This is a genomic window from Pseudomonas sp. BNK-7, from assembly GCF_048072025.1.
GTDB lineage: Bacteria > Pseudomonadota > Gammaproteobacteria > Pseudomonadales > Pseudomonadaceae > Aquipseudomonas > Aquipseudomonas danubii.
Genome location: NZ_CP182252.1, coordinates 4,679,346 through 4,697,613, shown reverse-complemented (window position 1 = coordinate 4,697,613; position 18,268 = coordinate 4,679,346). Strand labels below are relative to the sequence as shown.

Here is an 18,268-nt window from a genome sequence, read left to right as displayed (position 1 = left end):
CGGATACATTTTCAGCTTCAGGACCCCGCAATGACCCAGTCACAACGCTTGAAATACTCGATCCTGATTTCCCTGGTGGTACTGGGGATCATGCTTGGCCTTTCCTACCTGCAGAACCACGGCGTCATCAGTGAAAAACTGTTCCAGTACATCGCCATTGGTGTGGCGGTGGTCGTGGTGGTGATCAATGGCGTGATGCGCCGCAAGGTCAAGCCCTGAGCCGTGGCTCGACCGTCTCAGGAGAGACCGTCGAGCACCGCCGCAGCCTGCTGGTGCAGGCTGTAGCTCTTGTCGGCGTTGAGGGTCAGCACGCCCTCGCTGCACAGGCGCTTCAAGACTTCCCGCACGCTTAGAAACGACAGCGGAATATCCAGTTCCAGCAGGTGACTGTGGACCCCCCGCACACCCAGGGAACGCTCGCTCTGGGCGGCGGTGAGCAGGGCGTCGATGACTTTCAGGCGAATCAGGCTGGTGCGCAGGCCAAAGCTTTTCAGCAGCTGCTTGATCCGTTCGTTACTGTTGCGCTCGGCGTTCTTGCCGAAGACACCGGCGCCGGCATTCAGGGAAGGCGTGTTGTTCACGGTGATGCCGTCCATTGGCAGTTGCGGGTTGTACATGCAAAAACTCCTTAGCAGAGCCGTATCAGGAAAAGAATGATGGGTGCTCTAGGTTCTGTCCGAAAACGACCTGCGCTTCGATCATGCTGCGCACTTCGCGCCTTCGGCGCGACGTAGAAACAGGCTCGGAATGCTCATGTAGGTCCCTACACTCCGCTTCCTCGCCTGTTTTTGCCTTGCCTGATCTTTGCTCGGTGAGCTTTCGTACAGATCCTAGTAACTAGACGAACGAGCACGGCGAATCATGAAGCCCGGGATGTAGAAAAATTGTCGGTATCAAGTCACTGACCTGTCATCGCCAGGTCGGTGTTGTCCTGCGGGGGGTAATTTTTTCAGCGGCCATTCGTCCATAGGGGCAGGCAGGCGTCGGTTGATCCGTGCGCGGCCGGATTCCCAGACTGGCGGCGTTGCCAAACCCTTCCTGCACACCAGTCCTGGTTCTGTATTTTTGCATCAGGAGTCGGCGTGATCATTTCCAGGCAGTTACCGCATTTTTGCCTTGCAGCCCTGTTTCTAAGTCTCAGTTGCGGTGCCCATGCACAGGCGCAGCCCGAACCGACCCGTGCCGAGATTCGCCGCACCAGCTTTGGTGTCCCGCATATCCGTGCCAGCGACGAGCGCGGCCTGGGTTATGGCATCGGTTACGCCTATGCCCAGGATAATCTGTGCCTGATGGCCAATGAAGTGCTGACGGTGAACGCCGAGCGGGCCAGGTACTTCGGTGCCGAAGGTCAGACTCTGGAGCAGCGGGACAACCTGAGCAGCGATGTGTTTTTCAGTTGGCTGAACACGCCCCAGGCGGTGGCCGGCTTTTGGCAGGCACAGACCCCGGCGGTGCGTGAGCGCATGCAGGGTTATGTCGAGGGCTACAACCGCCAGTTGGCGGAGCGCCGGGTTCGGGGGCTGCCCGAGCAGTGCCAGGGTGACTGGGTACGGCCGCTGGCCACCTCGGACCTGGTGAAGCTGACCCGGCGCCTGCTGGTGGAAGGCGGCGCCGGGCAGTTCGCCGAGGCCCTGGCGGGAGCCACGCCCCCGGGCGTCACGGCCCAGGCGGCACTGAGCAAGGGGCACTGGCAACTGGCGGCAGCCCGCCAGCAAGGTTTCGCCCTGGACCGTGGCAGCAATGCGGTGGCCATCGGCAGCGAGCGTTCGTTCAACGGTCGCGGTCTGCTGCTGGCCAACCCGCATTTCCCCTGGGGCGGCGCCATGCGTTTCTATCAGATGCACCTGACCATCCCCGGCCAGCTGGATGTGATGGGGGCCGCCTTGCCCGGCCTGCCGCTGATCAATATCGGCTTCAACCAGCACCTGGCCTGGACCCACACGGTGGATGCGTCCAAGCATTTCACCCTGTACCGCCTGCAATTGGACCCCAAGGACCCGACCCGCTATCTGCTCGATGGCCGCTCGCAACCCCTGGAGCGCCAGACCGTGACGGTGCAGGTCAAAGGCGCGGATGGCCAGTTGCATAGCGAGTCGCGGACCCTCTACAGCTCGGTCTTCGGCCCGGTGGTGCAGTGGCCGGGGGAGCTGGACTGGGACCGCGAACATGCCTACAGCCTGCGTGATGCCAACCTCGACAACACCCGGGTGCTGGCCCAGTGGTACGCGATGAACCAGGCCGACAGCGTGACGGGCCTGCAAGACAGCGTGCATCAGCTGCAGGGCATTCCCTGGGTCAACACCCTGGCGGCAGATGACCAGGGCCGTGCGCTGTACATGAACCAGTCGGTGGTGCCCAACGTCACCCAGGCCAAGCTCGCCCAGTGCAGCGATCCGCGGGTCGGCACCCAGGTCATCGTCCTTGATGGTTCCCGCAGCACCTGCGCCTGGGACATCGACCCGGCGGCGGCCCAGCCGGGGATCTTTGCCGCTGGCCAATTGCCGCAACTGGCGCGCAACGATTACCTGCAGCACTCCAATGACTCGGCCTGGATGGTCAACCCGGCGGCGCCGCTGCAGGGCTTCTCGCCGGTGATCAGCCAGCAGGACGTACCCCTGAAGATGCGTGCGCGTTTCGCCCTGGATCGCTTGAGCCGGATGCCCAAGGCCCAGGTCAGCGATCTGCAGCATATGGTCACCGATGATCAGGTGTACCTGGCCGGTCAGGTGATGCCGGACCTGCTGCAATTCTGCGCGCAGGACCTGGGCCCCGACGCCCAGCGACTGGCCGCGCTGTGCGCCAGCCTCAAGTCCTGGGACCGCAGCGCCGGGTTGCAGACGGGCCTGGGCTTCGTGCATTTCCAGGGCATCATGCAGCCGCTGTTGCAGCGTCCGGATATCTGGCGTGTCGCCTTCGACCCCAAGGACCCGCAGCACACGCCACGGGGCCTGGCCATCAGCCGTCCAGCAGTGGCCCAGGCCCTGCGTGAGGCGATGCTGGCCTCGGCGCAGCAAGTGGCGCAGGCCGGGCTGGGCGCCGATGTGCGCTGGGGCGATATCCAGCAGGTGAGCCAGGGCGGGCGGCCGACCCCGGTGCCTGGCGGCCCGGAAAGCCTGGGGGTGTACAACGCTATCCAGAGCGTGCCGGGTGCCGATGGCAAGCGCGAGGTGGTGAGCGGCACCAGCTACCTGAATGTGGTCAGTTTCGATGAGCAGGGGCCGCGGGCCCTGGGCCTGCTGGCGTTTTCCCTGTCCAGCGATCCGGCGTCGCCACACTTTCGCGACCAGACCGAGGCCTTTGCCCGGAATCAGTGGAGTGTGCTGCCCTTTACCGAGGCGCAGATCCGCGCCGATGGCCAGTATCAGTCGCAACTGATCCAGGAGCCACGCCGGGATTCGCAGCCATTGGCCAAGTAGTGGGTGTCAGAGGTTGACTGGAATCGAGGCCGCCCCCGTAACGGGGCGGCCTTCAGCTTTTTGGCGGGGACTGGGGCAACGAATTGATCACCGGGTTGCCGTCGCGATTGCGCGTCAGGTAGACCGGCAGCACCTTGGGCAACGAAGTCAGCAGGCTCCTGATTTCCCGGGTGTTGTAGATGCCGCCCACGCGGATCTTGCCGGTCGAGCTGTCGGCCAGCTGCACCGGAGTGTCCAGGTAGCGATTGATTAGTGGCAGGGCATCGCTGAGGGCCAGGTTGTCCAGCACCAGTTTGCCGTTGCGCCAGGCCAGTGAACTGTCGTTGCTGTAGGTCTGGCTGATCTGCGGCGCGTAATCGCCATCCTTGTAGTGAGCCTGCATGCCCGGTTCCAGGCGGAAACCTTCGCCGGGCAGCGCGGTATTGCTGGTGACCAGCACCGAGCCCTGCAGCAGGGTGACCCGTACCTGATCCTCATACATCCACACGTTGAACTGGGTGCCGGTGACCTTGATCTGGCCTTGGGCGGCCTTGACCACGAACGGATGGCTGCTGTCGTGGCTGACCTTGAAGAACGCCTCGCCCTTCTTCAGGGTGACCCGGCGCTGATCCTTGTAGTTGCTGTAGGTCAGGCTGCTGCCCAGGTTCAGTTCCACCTGGCTGCCGTCGGCCAGGGTCACGTTGCGCAGGCTGTCGCCGGCTTCGAAATGCTCGTAGGACGATGGCAGCCAGCCCAGTTCCCAACCGCTGTAGGCGGCCAGGGGCAGGGCGCACAGGGCGACGGCCGCGGCCGCGCCGTAATGCTGCCAGGTGCGCCGGGGGGCAGGCTTGACCGGAGCCGGCGCCAGAGTGGAGGGTGGCAGTTGATCGGCCACTTCCCATATCTCCCGCATCGCCTCGTATTCGAAAGCGTGCAGGGGGTCGGCATCATGCCATTGCTGAAAGGCCAGACGCTCCGCATCGCTGCAGTCGGCTTCATGCAAACGCATGCACCATTGCGCGGCAGCTTGGGTAATGGCGTCGTATTCGGCTTCTGAGAGGATCTGTTCGCTCATTGACTCTTCCTGATTTCCCGCATTCTACCCTCCGGCGCAAGGCTTGTAGAACAGCCGTCATGGCTAATGCGCATCAAAGTGAACTTATTTTCATCGGCCATGCCCTGAAAACCCGCTATGTATCCAAAGTGTCTACAAATGGGCATGCCTGACGGCCGTGTCGGTTGGCCAGCAACGCTGGCACCTTCCTTGCGAGCCATGGGATCGGGTTGACAGGGCCAACAGTCAGCGTTGTTTAATCGCCGGGTCACACGCTGTCGCCCCCTCCAATAATTACTCTGGAGCTTCAGATGTCTGCATCGTCCCTGGATGTTGAAACGCCTTGCGAATACCTCTCTCTGCCGGCCCTGGTGCAGTTGCTGGAGACGATTTTCCTGCGTCATGGCTGTCGCGCCGAAGTGGCCCGTTGCCTGGCCGAGAACTGCGCCGCCGCCGAGCGCGACGGTGCCCAGAGTCATGGTGTGTTTCGTATCCCCGGCTATGTCTCGACCCTGGCCAGTGGCTGGGTCGATGGTCGGGCGGTGCCTGTGGTGGAAGACGTTGCGGCGGCCTTTGTCCGGGTCGACGCTGGCAACGGCTTTGCCCAACCGGCCCTGGCGGCCGCTCGCGAGCGGCTGGTCAGCAAGGCCCGCAACGCCGGGATTGCGGTGCTGGCGATCCGTAACTCGCACCATTTCGCCGCACTCTGGCCAGATGTCGAGCCCTTTGCCGAAGAGGGGCTGGTGGCCCTGAGCGTGGTCAACAGCATGACCTGTGTCGTGCCTCACGGCGCCGACCGGCCGTTGTTCGGCACCAATCCGATTGCCTTCGCCGCGCCCCAGGCCCAGGGCCAGCCGATTGTCTTCGACCTGGCCACCAGTGCCATCGCCCACGGCGATGTGCAGATCGCCGCGCGCAAGGGCGAGCGCTTGCCCCTTGGCATCGGCGTCGACAGCCTGGGGCAGCCGACCCAGGACCCCAAGGCGATTCTCGAAGGCGGCGCCTTGCTGCCGTTTGGCGGCCACAAAGGTTCGGCCCTGTCGATGATGGTGGAGTTGCTGGCCGCGGCCCTGACCGGAGGTCACTTCTCCTTCGAGTTCGACTGGTCCAACCATCCCGGTGCCAAGACGCCCTGGACCGGGCAGTTGCTGATCGTCATCGACCCGAGCAAGGCCGCCGGACAGAGCTTCGCCGAGCGCAGCCAGGAATTGGTGCGGCAGATGCACGCGGTGGGACTCAAGCGCCTACCGGGGGATCGTCGGCATCAGCAGCGCGAGCGTTCGCTGCAAAAGGGAATCGCCATTGGCGTGGAGCAACTGCAACAGCTGCGGGCGCTGGCGCAGGCCTGAAACGAAAAAAGGCCAGGCCGCCACTGGCGCGCCTGGCCCTGGAGCGAGCGGGGCGGTTACGAGCGCCGGCCCAGCAACAGGCCGACCACCAGGCCAACGCCGGCGGAGATGGCCACGGTCTGCCACGGGTGGCCACCGATGTATTGCTCGGTGGCATCCACCACCGGCTTGCTGCGCTCGCGCACGTTGTTCACCGAGTCCAGCGCCTGCTTGAGTTTGAGGCTCACTTGCTGGCGCAAGCTCTCACCTTCTTCGCCTACCAGGCTGGCGCTGCCCTTGAGCAGCTTTTCCGATTCTTCGATCAGCGCCTGCAGTTCGCTGAAGGCCTGGTCCTTGATTTGATCGTTTTCCGCTTGCGCGGCAGATTTGCGAGCCATGAAGTTTTTCCTTGGAAATGTGGTCGGTGGTGCAAGGGCACGCCTGCGGTATCAGGCGTATTGCCCAAGTCGATAGCAGCCTGCGGCAGCGGCTGCAGTCATCGGGTACAAGCAATGGAGTCCGGCGCTGGGGCAAAAGTTGCAGCCATTTTGCGCCTTGCTCGCCACCCTTGAGTAAAACCGTCAGCCCCTACAGTGTAAGATGGCGCCTATTTTACGCAGCAGGAATTTCCCCATGAGTTTCAATCTGGCTAACAAGACCCTGGCCGAACGCGCCGCCATCGAGGACGAGAAGTCCCGTCTGTTCGACTTGTGGCAGAGCAACCTGGGCAAGGCCAAGGGCGAGGCGGCACGGTTGTTCGGCGAGCGCGGCAAGCGCAAGGGCAAGTGGGCCGAGTGGGTGCGCGCGGAACTGGACGGCATGTCGCCGCCGGAGTACTCCAACATGGTGCGCAGTGAAGTCAATCGACTGATGGCGGCGAACAAGTAATCGCGAAACACTCGACAATCGCTTCACGTACCTTCACCAGCAGCGGGTCGATCTGCGGGCTGGTGCGCCAGCCCAGTTCGATCGGATAGCGCGGCAGCGCCAGGGGGCAGGGCAGCAGCTGCAGGCCGGTGAACTCAGCGATGCGCCGCGCGGCATGGGCAGGAATGGTCGCCACCGCCTGGCTGCCCTTGAGCAGAAAGGGCAGCGCGGCAAAATGCGTGGTCGAGGCGCAGACCTGGCGGCTGAGCCCCAGATTCGCCAATCCTTCATCGGTGATGCCGATAAACCCCTGTGATGACACCAGCAGGTGTTCGCGTCGAACGAACTCCTCAAGGTCGATCTGTCGTTGCCCGGGCTCCAGGCTGGCCGGGTCCGCCAAACACAGGTAGTCGCCTTCCCCCAGCACCTGCCGGCTGAGCAGGCGCTCGGCAAAGCCACCGGCGCTGATGGCCAGGTCGACGCTGCGCTGCAACAGCGCCTCGGCGACGATCTGGCTGTGGGTCTGGCGGAAGATCAGCCGCAACTTGGGTGCGCTGCGGGCCACGGCCTCTATCAGGCGCCGGCCGTAGGCAATCTCGAAATCATCCGACAGGCCGACCGTCACCGAGCGTCCCTGATAATCGGCGCTGTCCGGGGCAACCATGGCCAGGCTCTGGCGACATTTGTTCAGGGCCTCAGTGACCACCGGTTTCAATTGATTGGCCTTGAGGGTCGGCGCCAGGCCGCGGCCAGTGCGAACGAACAATTGATCGCCATACAACTCGCGCAGGCGGCGCAAGGCTGCGCTCATGGCCGATTGGGTCACTCCCAGGCGCAGGGCTGCGCGGCTGGCGCTGGACTCGTCATGCAGGGCTTCAAAAGCCTTGAGCAGGTTGAGGTCGACGCTGGCGATATTCATCTGGTTCATATCATTAAGCACTGGGTTGGGGTTTATCGATGATCAGCGGCGGCAGGACAATGCGCAACACCTGATCGTTCGAGGAGTCATGTCATGCCCAAGTCCATCGTCGCCGCGCTGCAAATCGGGGCCTTGCCAGAAGGCAAGGCCGCCACCCTGGAGCAGATCCTCTCCTATGAGGGCGCCATCATCGAAGCGGGTGCGCAGTTGGTGGTGATGCCCGAAGCGCTGCTGGGGGGCTATCCCAAGGGCGAAGGCTTCGGCACCCAACTGGGTTACCGCCTGCCTGAGGGGCGCGAAGCCTTTGCCCGTTACTTTGCCAATGCCATCGATGTGCCGGGTGCGGAGACCGAGGCGCTGGCCGGGCTGTCGGCCCGTACCGGAGCCCATCTGGTGCTGGGGGTGATCGAGCGCAGTGGCAGCACCCTGTATTGCACGGCGCTGTATTTCGATCCACAGCAGGGGCTCTTGGGCAAGCACCGCAAACTGATGCCCACCGGCACCGAGCGCCTGATCTGGGGCCAGGGCGACGGCTCGACCCTGCCGGTACTGGACACCCAGGTGGGACGGGTCGGCGCGGTGATCTGCTGGGAAAACATGATGCCGTTGCTGCGCACCGCGATGTACGCCCAGGGCATCGAAGTCTGGTGCGCGCCCACGGTGGACGAGCGCGAGATGTGGCAGGTGAGCATGCGTCACATCGCCCATGAAGGTCGTTGTTTCGTGGTCAGCGCCTGTCAGGTCCAGGCCTCGCCCCAGGAGCTGGGGCTGAAGATCGCCAATTGGCCGGCAGAGCGCCCGCTGATTGCCGGTGGCAGCGTCATCGTGGGGCCCATGGGCGATGTATTGGCCGGGCCGCTGGTGGGCAGTGCCGGGCTGATCAGTGCCGAGATCGATACGGCTGACCTGGTGAAGGCCCGCTATGACTACGATGTGGTCGGCCACTATGCGCGTCCGGATGTGTTTGAACTGAGCGTGGACCAGCGCCCCCGATCCGGGGTGCGCTTTATCTGAGTCGCCGGTGTTGTTCAGCGTCGGCGGCGCCACTGCTCGCGGGTGATTTCCCAGATGTCCAGGGGGAAATGCCCGCCGACAAAGTCGCCGCTCTCGGAGCGCACCAGGTGCATGCCGCCACGCTCGGAGATGCGCCGCGAGCCCTGGTTCGGCGCAGCCTTGGGCACCCGCATCAGCGGTCGTTGCAGCACTTCGAACCAGAACTCGTCGACCACGGTGCAGGCTTCGCTCATGTAGCCCTGGCCTTGCCAGGGCGGGGCCAGCCAGAAGCCGCGGTTGTTGTCGGCTTCGTCCATCAGGCTGATGCTGCCGATCATTTGCTTGGGCTCGCTGCGCAAACGGATTGTCCAGTGCCATTCTGTGCCCCGGGCCATGGCCGGCAGGGCCATGTCCCGCAGGTAGCTCAGGGCGCCGTCGGCCGGGTAGGGCCAAGGCACCACGGCATTGAGGTAGCGCACCACTTCCCACTGCGGAAAAAGCTGCTGGATGGCCTCGGCATCCGCCAGTTCCAGGGGGCGCAGCAGCAGGCGTTCGGTGTGCAGGGTGGGAACAGGGTCGATCATGAGCGGGACTCCTTGTGGGCGTTGCCTAGCCTCAGTCGCTGGCTGAGAAAGTCGACGAAGACCCGCAATTTTGGCAGCAAGTGCCGGCTGCTGGGCCAGAGAATGGAGAACTTGCCGCGCTCTTGCTGATAGTCGTCCAGCACCGAGATCAGACTGCCGTCGGCCAGGGCGCCGCAAACCACGAATTCGGGCACATAGGCGATGCCCAGGCCCTGGCTTGCGGCGTGGATCAACGATTCCAGGTTGTTGCTGGTCAGGGCGCTGCCCATTACCAGCGGTGGCGCGCCGTCGGGCAGGCGCAGATTCCATGGCTGCAGCACGTTGCCGCCGGGGAACTTGTAGCGCAGGCAGGCGTGCCGCTCCAGGTCCTGGGGGGTGTGCGGGATGCCGCGCTGGGCAAAGTAGCCGGGGGCGCCGATCAGCACGAAGCCGAAGGGGCCGAGGCTCCTGGACTTGAGTTGGGAGTCTGGCAGCTCGCCGCTGCGGATCACCGCGTCGACGCCTTCGGCGATCACGTCGATCAGCCGGTCGTTGAAGTCCAGGTCCAGCTCGATGTCCGGATAGCGCGCGGCGAATTCCGGCAGGATCGGCAGCAGCATGCGATAGCCGATGGCGGGCAGGCTGACCCGCAGCCGGCCTCGGGGCTTGTCGCTGATCCGCGCCAGCTCGGCCTCGGCCTCCAGCACCTCGTCGACGATACGCTGGCCGCGCTCGTAGAACAGCGCGCCTTCGTCCGTCAGGCTCAGGCGCCGGGTGCTGCGATTGAGCAAGCGCACACCGAGTCGTTGTTCCAGGCGCGCCAGGGCCTTGCCCACCGCTGAGGCGGACAGTCCAAGACGCTCGCCGGCCCCCACCAGGCTGCCGCTGCGGACCACGCAGACAAACACCTGCAGGCCGTTAAGGTTGTCCATCGCTCACCTCGATTACAGCGTTTTTGTCCGTAAAGAGCGGAAGAATGCCTGGTTTTTCGCCTATTGCGGCACCCCTATCATGGATTTTTCTGCAAAGCGCCCGGGTTGCCAGGGCTGAGAGGTGTGTGTGAATCCTGAACTCGAATTGCCCCTGGGGCAGCCGGCCCGTGCCCGCGAGCGGGCTTCCTATGGCGTACTGGCCGCGGTCTGTCTGGCGGCCTTGATGTTGCCCCTGACCTTTGTCGGCGTGGCGGTGGCGACGCCGGCCATTGGCCGCGAACTGGGGGGCAGCCCGCTGGCCCTGAGCTGGACCACCAACGCCTTCATGCTGACCTTTGGCAGTGTGCTGATGGCGGCCGGCACCCTGGCCGACGAGTACGGTCGCAAGCGTTTGTTCAGCCTGGGGGTGGCGCTGTTCGGCCTGAGCTCCCTGGCCCTGGTGTTCGTGCCGTCGCTGCTGTGGCTCAACCTGTTGCGCGCAGTCCAGGGCCTGGCAGGCGCCGCTGCCCTGGCCGGTGGCTCGGCCGCCCTGGCCCAGGCCTTCGAAGGGCCTGCGCGAACCCGCGCCTTCAGCCTGCTGGGCACCACCTTCGGCGTCGGTCTGGCCTTTGGGCCGATCCTTGCCGGGGTGCTGATCGAGCACAGCGGCTGGCGCGGGATCTTTGTCTCCGGAGCGCTGATCAGCGGTCTGGCCCTGGGCTTTGGCGTGCCGCGCATGGAGGAATCCCGGGACCCCGAGGCCCAGGGCGTGGACTGGCCCGGCACCTTGAGTTTCACCCTGGCCCTGGTGTTGCTCACCTGGGGCATTCTGCTGGCGCCCCAGAGTGGTTGGGACAGCCCCTGGGTCCTGTTGTTGCTGGCGGGAGCGCTGCTGGCGCTGGGGCTGTTCATTGGTGTGGAGCGCCGGGCCTCGCGGCCAATGCTTGACCTGTCGCTGTTTCGCTACCCGCGCTTTGTCGGGGTGCAAGTGCTGCCCATCGCCACCTGCTACTGCTACGTGGTGCTGCTGATCCTGCTGCCGATCCGCTTTATCGGCGTCGAAGGCTACAGCGAGATCGACGCCGGCATCCTGATGATGGCCCTGTCGGCGCCGATGCTGGTGGTGCCCTTTGCCGCGGGCTGGCTCAACCGCTGGTTCAGCGCCGGCAACCTGTCGAGCCTGGGTTTGCTGGTGGCCGCTGGCGGGCTGTTCTGGCTCAGTCGGATCGAGCCGGGGCAGGCCGCGGTCGAGCGGGCCTGGCCATTGCTGCTGATCGGCCTGGGCAGCGGATTGCCCTGGGGCTTGATGGATGGGCTGTCGGTGAGCGTGGTGCCCAAGGAGCGGGCCGGCATGGCCAGTGGCATCTTCAGTACCACCCGGGTGGCGGGTGAGGGCATTGCCCTGGCCTTGGTGGTGGCGCTGCTGGCGGGGCTGTTGCAGCACGGCCTTGCAAGCCTGGCACTGCCGGGGGAGTCGCTGCTGGCCGCGCGGCAGTTGGCCGGTGGCGATCTGGCGGCCAGTGCCGGGTCCTTGCCGACGTTGTCCCGGGAAGGGTTGCTGCACATCTACTCCCAGGCATTCAGCCAGCTGTTACAGGTGTTGATGGTCATCACCCTGCTGGCTGCCCTGGTGGTGAGGGTGGCGTTGCATGAGCCGCGCCACCCGTGTCAGGCCCGTGACTGATCAGCGGAACTCGAAGAACTCGTAGTGCAGGTTGCCTTCGGGAATCCGGTATTCGTTCATCAACTCCCGCACCTGGGCCAGCAGGCCCTTGGGTCCGCAGAAGCTGATCTGGATCTGCTGCGGGTCGGTTTCCGTGGCCGTGCGCTTGAGGGTCTGGGCCAGGGATTCGGTGCCGCCGCTGTTGGCGACGAAGTCCACGCCACGGGCCTGGGCCATGCCTTGCAGGGTGTCGACGCTGGGAAAGGCCCGGGACGGGTTGTAGCAGTACACCAGGGTCGCCTTGTCGAACTGCCCGGCGGCCGAATCCTGCAGCCAGGCAATGAACGGCGAGATGCCCACGCCGCCGCCGATCCAGATTTCCCGCGCCGCTTCCCGAGGCCGCTTGAAGCGACCATAAGGCGCGTAGAGGTCAGCGCGCATGCCGGTTTGCACCCGCTTGCGCAGCCGTCGGGTGTAGTCGCCGAGGGCGCGGATCACGAATTCGATGCGCCCGTCTTCGCTCTGGGCGCTGGCGATGGTGAAGGGGTGCGGCTCGCGCAGGCCTTTTTCCTGCATCGACAAAAAGGCGAACTGGCCGGCCTTGAACGGAAAGCCCCGACCCAGGGGCGTCAGTTCCAGGTGCAGGGAGTTCTTCTCCACCTTGACCGCGCTCACCTGGTACTCGCCGACCTTGGCCACGAAAGGGTAGAGCAGCAGCTTGTACAGGGCCCCGAGCACCCCGAGGATGCACAGCGCGCCGAGCCAGAGACCCGAGGGCGAGTCCAGGGTGATGGGCGACTTGAAGCTCAGCCCGTGCAGGATGACGATCAGAAACAGCGGGCCGGACAGCTTGTGCCACCAGCGCCACTGGCTGTAGGGAATGTTGCGGTTCAGCGCCAGGAGCACGATCAGGCCCAGGGCCACGTAGCTCAGTTGGCGCACCAGGCGTGTCCAGTACTTCGACAGTTCGAGGATCGGCACGCTGTTCCATTCTTCCAGGTTGGCCTTGAACACCAGGTGATAGCTGGCAAACGCCAGGGCCCAGATGCCCAGCCATTTATGCACCTCGTAGACCCGGTCGAGGCCGCCGCACAGGCGCTCGACCAAGCCCCAGCGGGCGGCCAGCAGGCAGGACAGGGCCATGTAGGCCAAGGCCGTGCTGCCCAGGATCATGCTCAGGGTGGCGGAGGTCAGCCAGGTGGCGGAAGGAATCTCCAGCAGGAGGGTGAAGGTGGTGATCAGCAGGACACCGACGATCGTGTGCCAGGTTTTCAAGGGTGCATGACTCCGCTCAGGAAATGCCGTCATGGCATGAACATCGACTGCCGCAAAGGGCCCCTTTGCAACGGGTGGGCGCTGCCAAAGGGAGCGATGCATGGAATGGTGTGGCGCTGGGGTAAAGCTGGATATGACAGGTTTTTGTGCGCGTGACCGGGTGCCATTCTAGCGCTTGAACCTTAATTCAAGCTGATGTTGGTCATCGATACGGTGTTTTGTGACTGCTGAAAATGATCGAATCTCAATTACATTTCGATTTCATGTGCTGGGCATTGCTGCAACGGGCGAGGAGCAGTTGGCTGGCCGGCGAAGGGGCCTTCGAGACCTGTGCAGGGCTAGGGCGTGTTTGGGTTGGCAAACCGGCTCCGCGATGGCGTTGGCCCGGCTGGCGCCTGCGAGGTGGCGGAGGATTTGCACACGGGTGTGCTGCGCAGGCGCTGGCGCGCGTCTAGCAGCCATAGCCCCGCAGCCGTATCGGGGCCCGTGACGATGAGCCCGACCATGCAAGCCCTGTTGAACCAGATCCTCGATGAAGTCCGCCCCCTGATCGGCCAAGGCCAGGTCGCCAACTACATTCCCGCCCTGGCCGATGTGCCAGCCAACCAGCTGGGGATTGCCGTGTATGGCAACGACGGCCAGGTGTTCAGCGCCGGTGACGCCGACACGCCGTTTTCGGTACAGAGTATTTCCAAGGTCTTCAGTCTGGTGCAGGCCATCGGTCATTCCGGCGAGGCGATCTGGGAGCGCCTGGGTCACGAGCCTTCGGGGCAGCCGTTCAACTCCCTGGTGCAGCTGGAGTTCGAGCGGGGTCGGCCGCGCAACCCCTTTATCAACGCCGGGGCCCTGGTGATCTGCGACATCAACCAGTCGCGCTTTGCCGCGCCGGCCTTGTCCATGCGTGACTTTGTCCGGCGCCTGTCGGGCAACAGTCAGGTGATGGTGGATGGCCGGGTGGCCGATTCGGAATACCAGCACCGTGCCCGCAACGCGGCCATGGCTTATCTGATGCAGTCCTTCGGCAACTTCCATAACGATGTGGAGGCGGTGCTGCGCAGTTATTTCAGCCACTGCGCCTTGCGCATGAGCTGCGTCGATCTGGCCCGGGCGTTCTGCTTTCTGGCCAACGACGGTTTCTGCAAGCACAGCGGTGAACAGATCCTCACCCGGCGCCAGACCCAGCAGGTCAACTCGATCATGGCCACCAGTGGCCTGTACGACGAAGCCGGCAACTTTGCCTATCGGGTCGGCTTGCCGGGCAAGAGCGGGGTGGGAGGGGGGATTGTCGCGGTGGTGCCGGGGCAGTTCACGGTGTGCGTGTGGTCACCTGAACTCAACAGCGCTGGCAACTCCCTCGTGGGCATGGCGGCCCTGGAGCTGCTCAGCCAACGCATCGGCTGGTCGGTGTTCTAGGACTTACCAGGCGCCCGGGTTGCTCAGGCTGATCTGCCCGCGATCGATGAAACGCTGGGTGCCGAACAGGCCGCCGGCCAGCTTGCCTCGCAGTACATAAGGCAGGTTGTCCAAGGTCTGGGTCTGGCTCAACCCCAGGGTCTGGCGCAGGACGGAAAACGCCGAGACGCTGACCGGAATCACCAGGATGTCCTCCGAGTAACGGCCGATATGCCCTTGCTGGTCGCTGACCCCGGACGCCAGCGGGCGGCCGTTGACTTCCAGGTCCAGGGCGACGCCGTTGTAGTCGATGGCATTTTCGTTGGGGTTCTGCAGGCGCAGCTTCACCGCGAAGCGCATTTCCAGCTCCTGGCTGGGCAGTGGCTCGATGCCCACCACGTTGATCGCCAGCGGGTCGCGGTTGGGCAACAGCGCACAGGCGCTGAGACTGAGCAGTACCAGGGTCAAGGCGATCAATCTACGCATGCAATACCTGTCAACAATGGAAATGAATGACGGACCGGCACCTTGTGGCCGCTGCCGAGCCTGCGAGGCTGCGACAAGGCCCCCAGGGCCTTGCCTGGAAAACCCCCGACCAACCTCCAAAGCCGAGAGCCCAACACCCGCGCACGCAGCATAGACGCCCGCCAGCCTCAGGAGTTCGCTTTGCCGCTCATGTCCGGGTCTTGCATCACCTTGAGGGTCGCGGCTTCCGGGTCGAACTCATCCTCTTCCAGCTCAAGGAATTCCTCCGGCAGGAAAATGTTGAGCAAGATCGCGCAGAAAGCGCCCACGGTAATCGGCGACTCGAAGATGTTGTGCAGCGCCTTGGGCAGCTCACGCAGCACTTCCGGCACCGCCGCCACCCCCAGGCCCATGCCCAAGGAAATGGCCACGATCAGCACGTTGCGCCGATGCAGGCCGGCTTCGGCGAGGATCTTGATCCCGGCCACGGCCACGGTGCCGAACATGATCAGGGTGGCGCCGCCCAGCACCGGCTTGGGCATCAGTTGCAGCACCGCGCCGATCACCGGGAACAGCCCCAGCAACACCAGCAGCCCGGCAATGAAGTAGGCCACGTAGCGGCTGGCGACGCCGGTCAACTGGATCACCCCGTTGTTCTGGGCAAAGGTCACCATCGGCAGGCTGTTGAACACCGCCGCCACCGCCGAGTTGAAACCATCCGCCAGCAGCCCGGACTTGATGCGCTTGATGTACAGCGGGCCTTTCACCGGCTGCTGGGAAATCATCGAGTTGGCGGTCAGGTCGCCGGCCGCTTCCAGGGGCGAAATCAGGAAGATCACCGCCAGGGGAATAAAGGCAATCAGGTCGAAGGAAAAACCGTACTTGAACGGCACCGGCACGCTCACCAGCGGCACGTCGGGCAGGGCCGCCATGTCCACCCGGCCCAGCATCCAGGCCACCACGAAGCCCAGGGTCAGGCCGATGACGATCGAGCCCAGGCGCAGCATCGGGTGGTTGAAACGGTTGAGCACGACGATGGTCAGCAGCACCAGGGCCGCCAGCCCCAGGTTGCTCGCCGCGCCCAGGTCGCTGGCGCCGTAGCCGCCGGCCATGTCGGTGACCGCCACCTTGATCAGTGACAGGCCCATCAGGGTGATGATGGTGCCGGTGACCACCGGGGTGATCAGCTTGCGCAGCTTGCCGATGAACTGGCTGAGGAACATCTCGATAAAGGCCGCGACAAAGCAGATGCCGAAGATGGTGGAGAGGATGTCGTCGGTGCTGCCGCCACGACCCTTGACCATGAAGCCGGCGCTGAGCAGCACGCTGATAAAGGAGAAGCTGGTGCCCTGCACGCACAGCAGGCCCGAGCCGATCGGCCCCAGGCGCCGGGCCTGGACGAAGGTGCCCAGGCCGGAGACGAACAGCGCCATGCTGATCAGGTAGGGCAGTTCGCTCTCAAGGCCCAGCACGCCGCCGAAGATCAGGGTCGGGCTGATGATGCCGACAAAACTGGCCAGCACATGTTGCAGGGCGGCGAAGATCGCCGCGCTGAAATGCGGACGGTCATTGAGGCCGTAGATCAGGTCGGACTTGTAGCGGGGAGGGGAACGATCAGGTGCGGTCATGGGAGAAGGCCTGCCAGTGGCGTGCGAAAACGCCAGGGCGCACGCCGGAAAGTGGACGGGACTTGGGCCGCAATGTCATGGCATCGGACAAGACTTGCGCACCCGGTCAGAAAAAGGAGGCGCAGGATGCCAGAAAGGTCCTGTTGTCAGAAGGGCAAACAGGCGCAAAGGGTCAATTTTGCAGGGATACGAAAGATACTGTTTCTCATTTGCCGTTGTGGAATAATCCGCCTCCCCGATTTGCGGACCTTCCCTCGATGCTGCCCATACCCAGCCTGCTGCGCAGCTTTCAAGAGCACTACGACGATCTGCTGAAGTTTCTCACCCGGCGCATGAGCGATCGCCAACGGGCGGCGGACGTGGCCCAGGACACCTATCTCAAGCTGCTCAAGGTCGACCAGCAGACGGTGGAGGTGCACAACGATCGCCGTTTCATTTTTCGCGTTGCCGGCAACCTGGCCATCGATACCCTGCGCCGCGAGCAGCGCCTGGCGGCCAATCTCAGCGACACTGAGCCACACCGTGAAGTGGTGGACCCGGCACCGGCGCCGGAAGCGGTGCTGCTGGCCAAGGAACGCCTGGCGGTGCTCGACGAGGCCCTGGCGCAACTCTCGGACAACGCCCGCCAGGCCTTGCTGCTCAATCGCCTGGAAGGCCTGACTCAGGCGCAGATTGCGTTACGCCTGGGCGTTTCCGAAAGCATGGTGGCAAAATACATCGGCCAGGCCCTGCGCCATTGCCGCGACTGGCTGCAACAGCATCATGAGTGATTCCCCCTTGCCCGCCGCCGACATCCCCATGACCGAACACTCCGAAAGCCTTGAAGACGCTGCACTCCAATGGCAGGTGTTGCTGCATTCCGGCAACGCCACGGCGGCCCAGCGCATGGCCTATCAGCAATGGCGCCAGACCAGTCCGGCCCACGCGGCAGCAGCGCAAGAGGCGCAGCAGCTGTGGGGCGACCTGGGCCAGACCCGGGCCGCCGAACAGCACCGGGCGGCGACAGCCACCGGTTCCCGGCGTGGTTGGCCGGCGCTGGTGGCGTCCCTGGTACTGGCCGTGGCCAGCGGCGTCGGCTGGTGGCAGTGGCCGGCCCTGACCTCGGACTACCACACCGCGGTCGGCCAGCAACAGCACATCACCCTGGCGGACGGCTCCAGGGTCACGCTCAACAGCGGTAGCGCATTGTCGGTGGCGTACTCGGCGGGCGAGCGCCGGGTGATCCTGCAATCTGGCGAGGCGCTGTTCGAGCCGGTTGCCGACCCGCAACGGCCGTTTGTGGTGCAGGCCGACGGCCAATACCTGCACAGTGCCGCCAGCGCCTTCAGCCTGCGCCGCGAGGGCAGTCGGCTGACGGTGGTGGTGCGTGAAGGCCAGGTGCAGTTCACTGGTGATCATGCGCCGGTACTGCTCCAGGCCGATCAGCGTCTGCAGTATCAATCCGGCCAGCCGCTGCTGGCCCAGCAAGCCGTGGACGCTGCCAGTCTCACCGCCTGGCAGCGGGGCAAGCTGATCTTCAACGGTCGCCCCCTGGGCGAGGTGATTGGCGAGCTGGAGCGTTATCAGCATGGTCGCATTCTGATCTCCGATAGCCAGTTGGCGGCCCTGGCCATCAGCGGTGTGTTCGATCTGCACGACCCGCAAGGTTCGCTGCGGGCCTTGCAGCAGCGTTATCCGCTGCAGGTGACCTACCTGCCGTGGCTGGCGGTTTTGCACTGAGTGGATTTTTTTTGCTTGGGGCACTGCAAGTTCTTTCCCGGCCAATCGTCGTAGTGAGACTGAGAAGACAATCATTCTCATTGACGTCATTTCAAC

The 18,268-nt window shown here is 64.3% G+C and carries 18 protein-coding genes; 9 read left to right on the top strand and 9 right to left on the bottom strand.

Features of this window, described 5'->3' with window-relative positions:
- The first annotated feature begins 30 nt into the window (after positions 1-30).
- Complete coding sequence (locus tag ACMGF8_RS21315) at positions 31-219, top strand: hypothetical protein (protein WP_042941707.1); 189 nt, start codon at positions 31-33, stop codon at positions 217-219.
- A 17-nt stretch (positions 220-236) separates the two neighbouring features.
- Here ACMGF8_RS21315 and ACMGF8_RS21310 read toward each other — a convergent pair whose 3' ends face one another.
- The gene (locus ACMGF8_RS21310; RefSeq protein ID WP_207165915.1) at positions 237-617 is read right to left on the bottom strand and encodes a fe2+ zn2+ uptake regulation protein; all 381 of its coding nucleotides are present in this window, start codon (positions 615-617) and stop codon (positions 237-239) included.
- Between the two features lie 465 nt (positions 618-1,082).
- Here ACMGF8_RS21310 and ACMGF8_RS21305 point away from each other — a divergent pair, with 465 nt between their 5' ends.
- Positions 1,083-3,416, top strand: coding sequence for an acylase (locus ACMGF8_RS21305; protein ID WP_207165914.1), 2,334 nt, complete (start codon positions 1,083-1,085; stop codon positions 3,414-3,416).
- 52 nt (positions 3,417-3,468) lie between these two features.
- Here the strand turns inward: ACMGF8_RS21305 and ACMGF8_RS21300 are convergent, their stop codons facing one another.
- Complete coding sequence (locus ACMGF8_RS21300) at positions 3,469-4,470, bottom strand: FecR family protein (protein WP_102863465.1); 1,002 nt, start codon at positions 4,468-4,470, stop codon at positions 3,469-3,471.
- A gap of 290 nt (positions 4,471-4,760) precedes the next feature.
- On the opposite strand from ACMGF8_RS21300, the gene ACMGF8_RS21295 reads away from it, so the two are divergent.
- Positions 4,761-5,798 carry an Ldh family oxidoreductase gene (locus ACMGF8_RS21295; protein WP_102863466.1) on the top strand — a complete coding sequence of 346 codons (1,038 nt, stop codon included), beginning with the start codon at positions 4,761-4,763 and terminating at the stop codon, positions 5,796-5,798.
- Between the two features lie 56 nt (positions 5,799-5,854).
- Here ACMGF8_RS21295 and ACMGF8_RS21290 read toward each other — a convergent pair whose 3' ends face one another.
- Positions 5,855-6,175, bottom strand: coding sequence for a DUF883 family protein (locus ACMGF8_RS21290; RefSeq protein ID WP_102863467.1), 321 nt, complete (start codon positions 6,173-6,175; stop codon positions 5,855-5,857).
- Between the two features lie 235 nt (positions 6,176-6,410).
- Between ACMGF8_RS21290 and ACMGF8_RS21285 the strand changes: the two genes are divergently transcribed.
- On the top strand, positions 6,411-6,665 hold the full coding sequence (locus ACMGF8_RS21285; RefSeq protein ID WP_011061196.1) for a hypothetical protein: 255 nt from the start codon (positions 6,411-6,413) through the stop codon (positions 6,663-6,665).
- Here ACMGF8_RS21285 and ACMGF8_RS21280 read toward each other — a convergent pair.
- Positions 6,637-7,572 (bottom strand): LysR family transcriptional regulator, encoded by a 936-nt coding sequence (locus ACMGF8_RS21280; protein WP_102863468.1) that lies wholly within the window; start codon positions 7,570-7,572, stop codon positions 6,637-6,639. The two genes, ACMGF8_RS21285 and ACMGF8_RS21280, sit on opposite strands and share 29 nt — an antisense overlap.
- A gap of 84 nt (positions 7,573-7,656) precedes the next feature.
- Here ACMGF8_RS21280 and ACMGF8_RS21275 point away from each other — a divergent pair, with 84 nt between their 5' ends.
- The gene (locus ACMGF8_RS21275) at positions 7,657-8,577 is read left to right on the top strand and encodes a carbon-nitrogen hydrolase family protein (protein WP_102863469.1); all 921 of its coding nucleotides are present in this window, start codon (positions 7,657-7,659) and stop codon (positions 8,575-8,577) included.
- A gap of 14 nt (positions 8,578-8,591) precedes the next feature.
- Here the strand turns inward: ACMGF8_RS21275 and ACMGF8_RS21270 are convergent, their stop codons facing one another.
- Positions 8,592-9,140: a GNAT family N-acetyltransferase gene (locus ACMGF8_RS21270; RefSeq protein ID WP_102863470.1), complete on the bottom strand. Its 549-nt coding sequence runs from the start codon at positions 9,138-9,140 to the stop codon at positions 8,592-8,594.
- Entirely contained in the window at positions 9,137-10,051 is a 915-nt protein-coding gene (locus ACMGF8_RS21265; RefSeq protein WP_207165911.1) for a LysR family transcriptional regulator, read from the bottom strand. The genes ACMGF8_RS21270 and ACMGF8_RS21265 overlap by 4 nt, the downstream gene beginning before the upstream one ends.
- A gap of 127 nt (positions 10,052-10,178) precedes the next feature.
- Here ACMGF8_RS21265 and ACMGF8_RS21260 point away from each other — a divergent pair, with 127 nt between their 5' ends.
- Positions 10,179-11,714, top strand: a complete 1,536-nt coding sequence (locus ACMGF8_RS21260) for an MFS transporter (RefSeq protein ID WP_207165910.1) — start codon at positions 10,179-10,181, stop codon at positions 11,712-11,714.
- On the opposite strand, the gene ACMGF8_RS21255 is transcribed toward ACMGF8_RS21260, so the two are convergent.
- Positions 11,715-12,968, bottom strand: a complete 1,254-nt coding sequence (locus tag ACMGF8_RS21255) for a ferric reductase-like transmembrane domain-containing protein (RefSeq protein ID WP_416757051.1) — start codon at positions 12,966-12,968, stop codon at positions 11,715-11,717. It abuts the gene before it with no gap.
- A gap of 504 nt (positions 12,969-13,472) precedes the next feature.
- Between ACMGF8_RS21255 and glsB the strand changes: the two genes are divergently transcribed.
- Complete coding sequence (gene glsB / locus ACMGF8_RS21250; protein WP_102863474.1) at positions 13,473-14,381, top strand: glutaminase B; 909 nt, start codon at positions 13,473-13,475, stop codon at positions 14,379-14,381.
- Between the two features lie 3 nt (positions 14,382-14,384).
- On the opposite strand, the gene ACMGF8_RS21245 is transcribed toward glsB, so the two are convergent.
- Both ACMGF8_RS21245 and ACMGF8_RS21240 read right to left on the bottom strand, forming a co-directional pair.
- Positions 14,385-14,846, bottom strand: coding sequence for an LEA type 2 family protein (locus ACMGF8_RS21245; protein ID WP_102863475.1), 462 nt, complete (start codon positions 14,844-14,846; stop codon positions 14,385-14,387).
- A 167-nt stretch (positions 14,847-15,013) separates the two neighbouring features.
- Entirely contained in the window at positions 15,014-16,453 is a 1,440-nt protein-coding gene (locus ACMGF8_RS21240; protein WP_102863476.1) for a nucleobase:cation symporter-2 family protein, read from the bottom strand.
- A gap of 257 nt (positions 16,454-16,710) precedes the next feature.
- On the opposite strand from ACMGF8_RS21240, the gene ACMGF8_RS21235 reads away from it, so the two are divergent.
- Together ACMGF8_RS21235 and ACMGF8_RS21230 are read left to right on the top strand one after the other, a co-directional pair.
- A complete protein-coding gene (locus ACMGF8_RS21235) occupies positions 16,711-17,223 on the top strand; it encodes an RNA polymerase sigma factor (RefSeq protein WP_102863477.1) in 513 nt (170 codons plus the stop codon).
- Entirely contained in the window at positions 17,216-18,172 is a 957-nt protein-coding gene (locus tag ACMGF8_RS21230; RefSeq protein ID WP_416757050.1) for a FecR family protein, read from the top strand. Before ACMGF8_RS21235 ends, ACMGF8_RS21230 begins: the two co-directional genes overlap by 8 nt.
- Positions 18,173-18,268: the final 96 nt, after the last annotated feature.

Coding starts and splice junctions, on each gene's coding strand:
- ACMGF8_RS21235 (WP_102863477.1), top strand. CDS start 16,711: ATGCTGCCCATACCCAGCCTGCTGCGCAGCTTTCAAGAGCACTACGAC.
- ACMGF8_RS21315 (WP_042941707.1), top strand. CDS start 31: ATGACCCAGTCACAACGCTTGAAATACTCGATCCTGATTTCCCTGGTG.
- glsB (WP_102863474.1), top strand. CDS start 13,473: ATGCAAGCCCTGTTGAACCAGATCCTCGATGAAGTCCGCCCCCTGATC.
- ACMGF8_RS21310 (WP_207165915.1), bottom strand. CDS start 617: ATGTACAACCCGCAACTGCCAATGGACGGCATCACCGTGAACAACACG.
- ACMGF8_RS21265 (WP_207165911.1), bottom strand. CDS start 10,051: ATGGACAACCTTAACGGCCTGCAGGTGTTTGTCTGCGTGGTCCGCAGC.
- ACMGF8_RS21230 (WP_416757050.1), top strand. CDS start 17,216: ATGAGTGATTCCCCCTTGCCCGCCGCCGACATCCCCATGACCGAACAC.
- ACMGF8_RS21270 (WP_102863470.1), bottom strand. CDS start 9,140: ATGATCGACCCTGTTCCCACCCTGCACACCGAACGCCTGCTGCTGCGC.
- ACMGF8_RS21280 (WP_102863468.1), bottom strand. CDS start 7,572: ATGAACCAGATGAATATCGCCAGCGTCGACCTCAACCTGCTCAAGGCT.
- ACMGF8_RS21285 (WP_011061196.1), top strand. CDS start 6,411: ATGAGTTTCAATCTGGCTAACAAGACCCTGGCCGAACGCGCCGCCATC.
- ACMGF8_RS21290 (WP_102863467.1), bottom strand. CDS start 6,175: ATGGCTCGCAAATCTGCCGCGCAAGCGGAAAACGATCAAATCAAGGAC.
- ACMGF8_RS21300 (WP_102863465.1), bottom strand. CDS start 4,470: ATGAGCGAACAGATCCTCTCAGAAGCCGAATACGACGCCATTACCCAA.
- ACMGF8_RS21245 (WP_102863475.1), bottom strand. CDS start 14,846: ATGCGTAGATTGATCGCCTTGACCCTGGTACTGCTCAGTCTCAGCGCC.
- ACMGF8_RS21240 (WP_102863476.1), bottom strand. CDS start 16,453: ATGACCGCACCTGATCGTTCCCCTCCCCGCTACAAGTCCGACCTGATC.
- ACMGF8_RS21275 (WP_102863469.1), top strand. CDS start 7,657: ATGCCCAAGTCCATCGTCGCCGCGCTGCAAATCGGGGCCTTGCCAGAA.
- ACMGF8_RS21295 (WP_102863466.1), top strand. CDS start 4,761: ATGTCTGCATCGTCCCTGGATGTTGAAACGCCTTGCGAATACCTCTCT.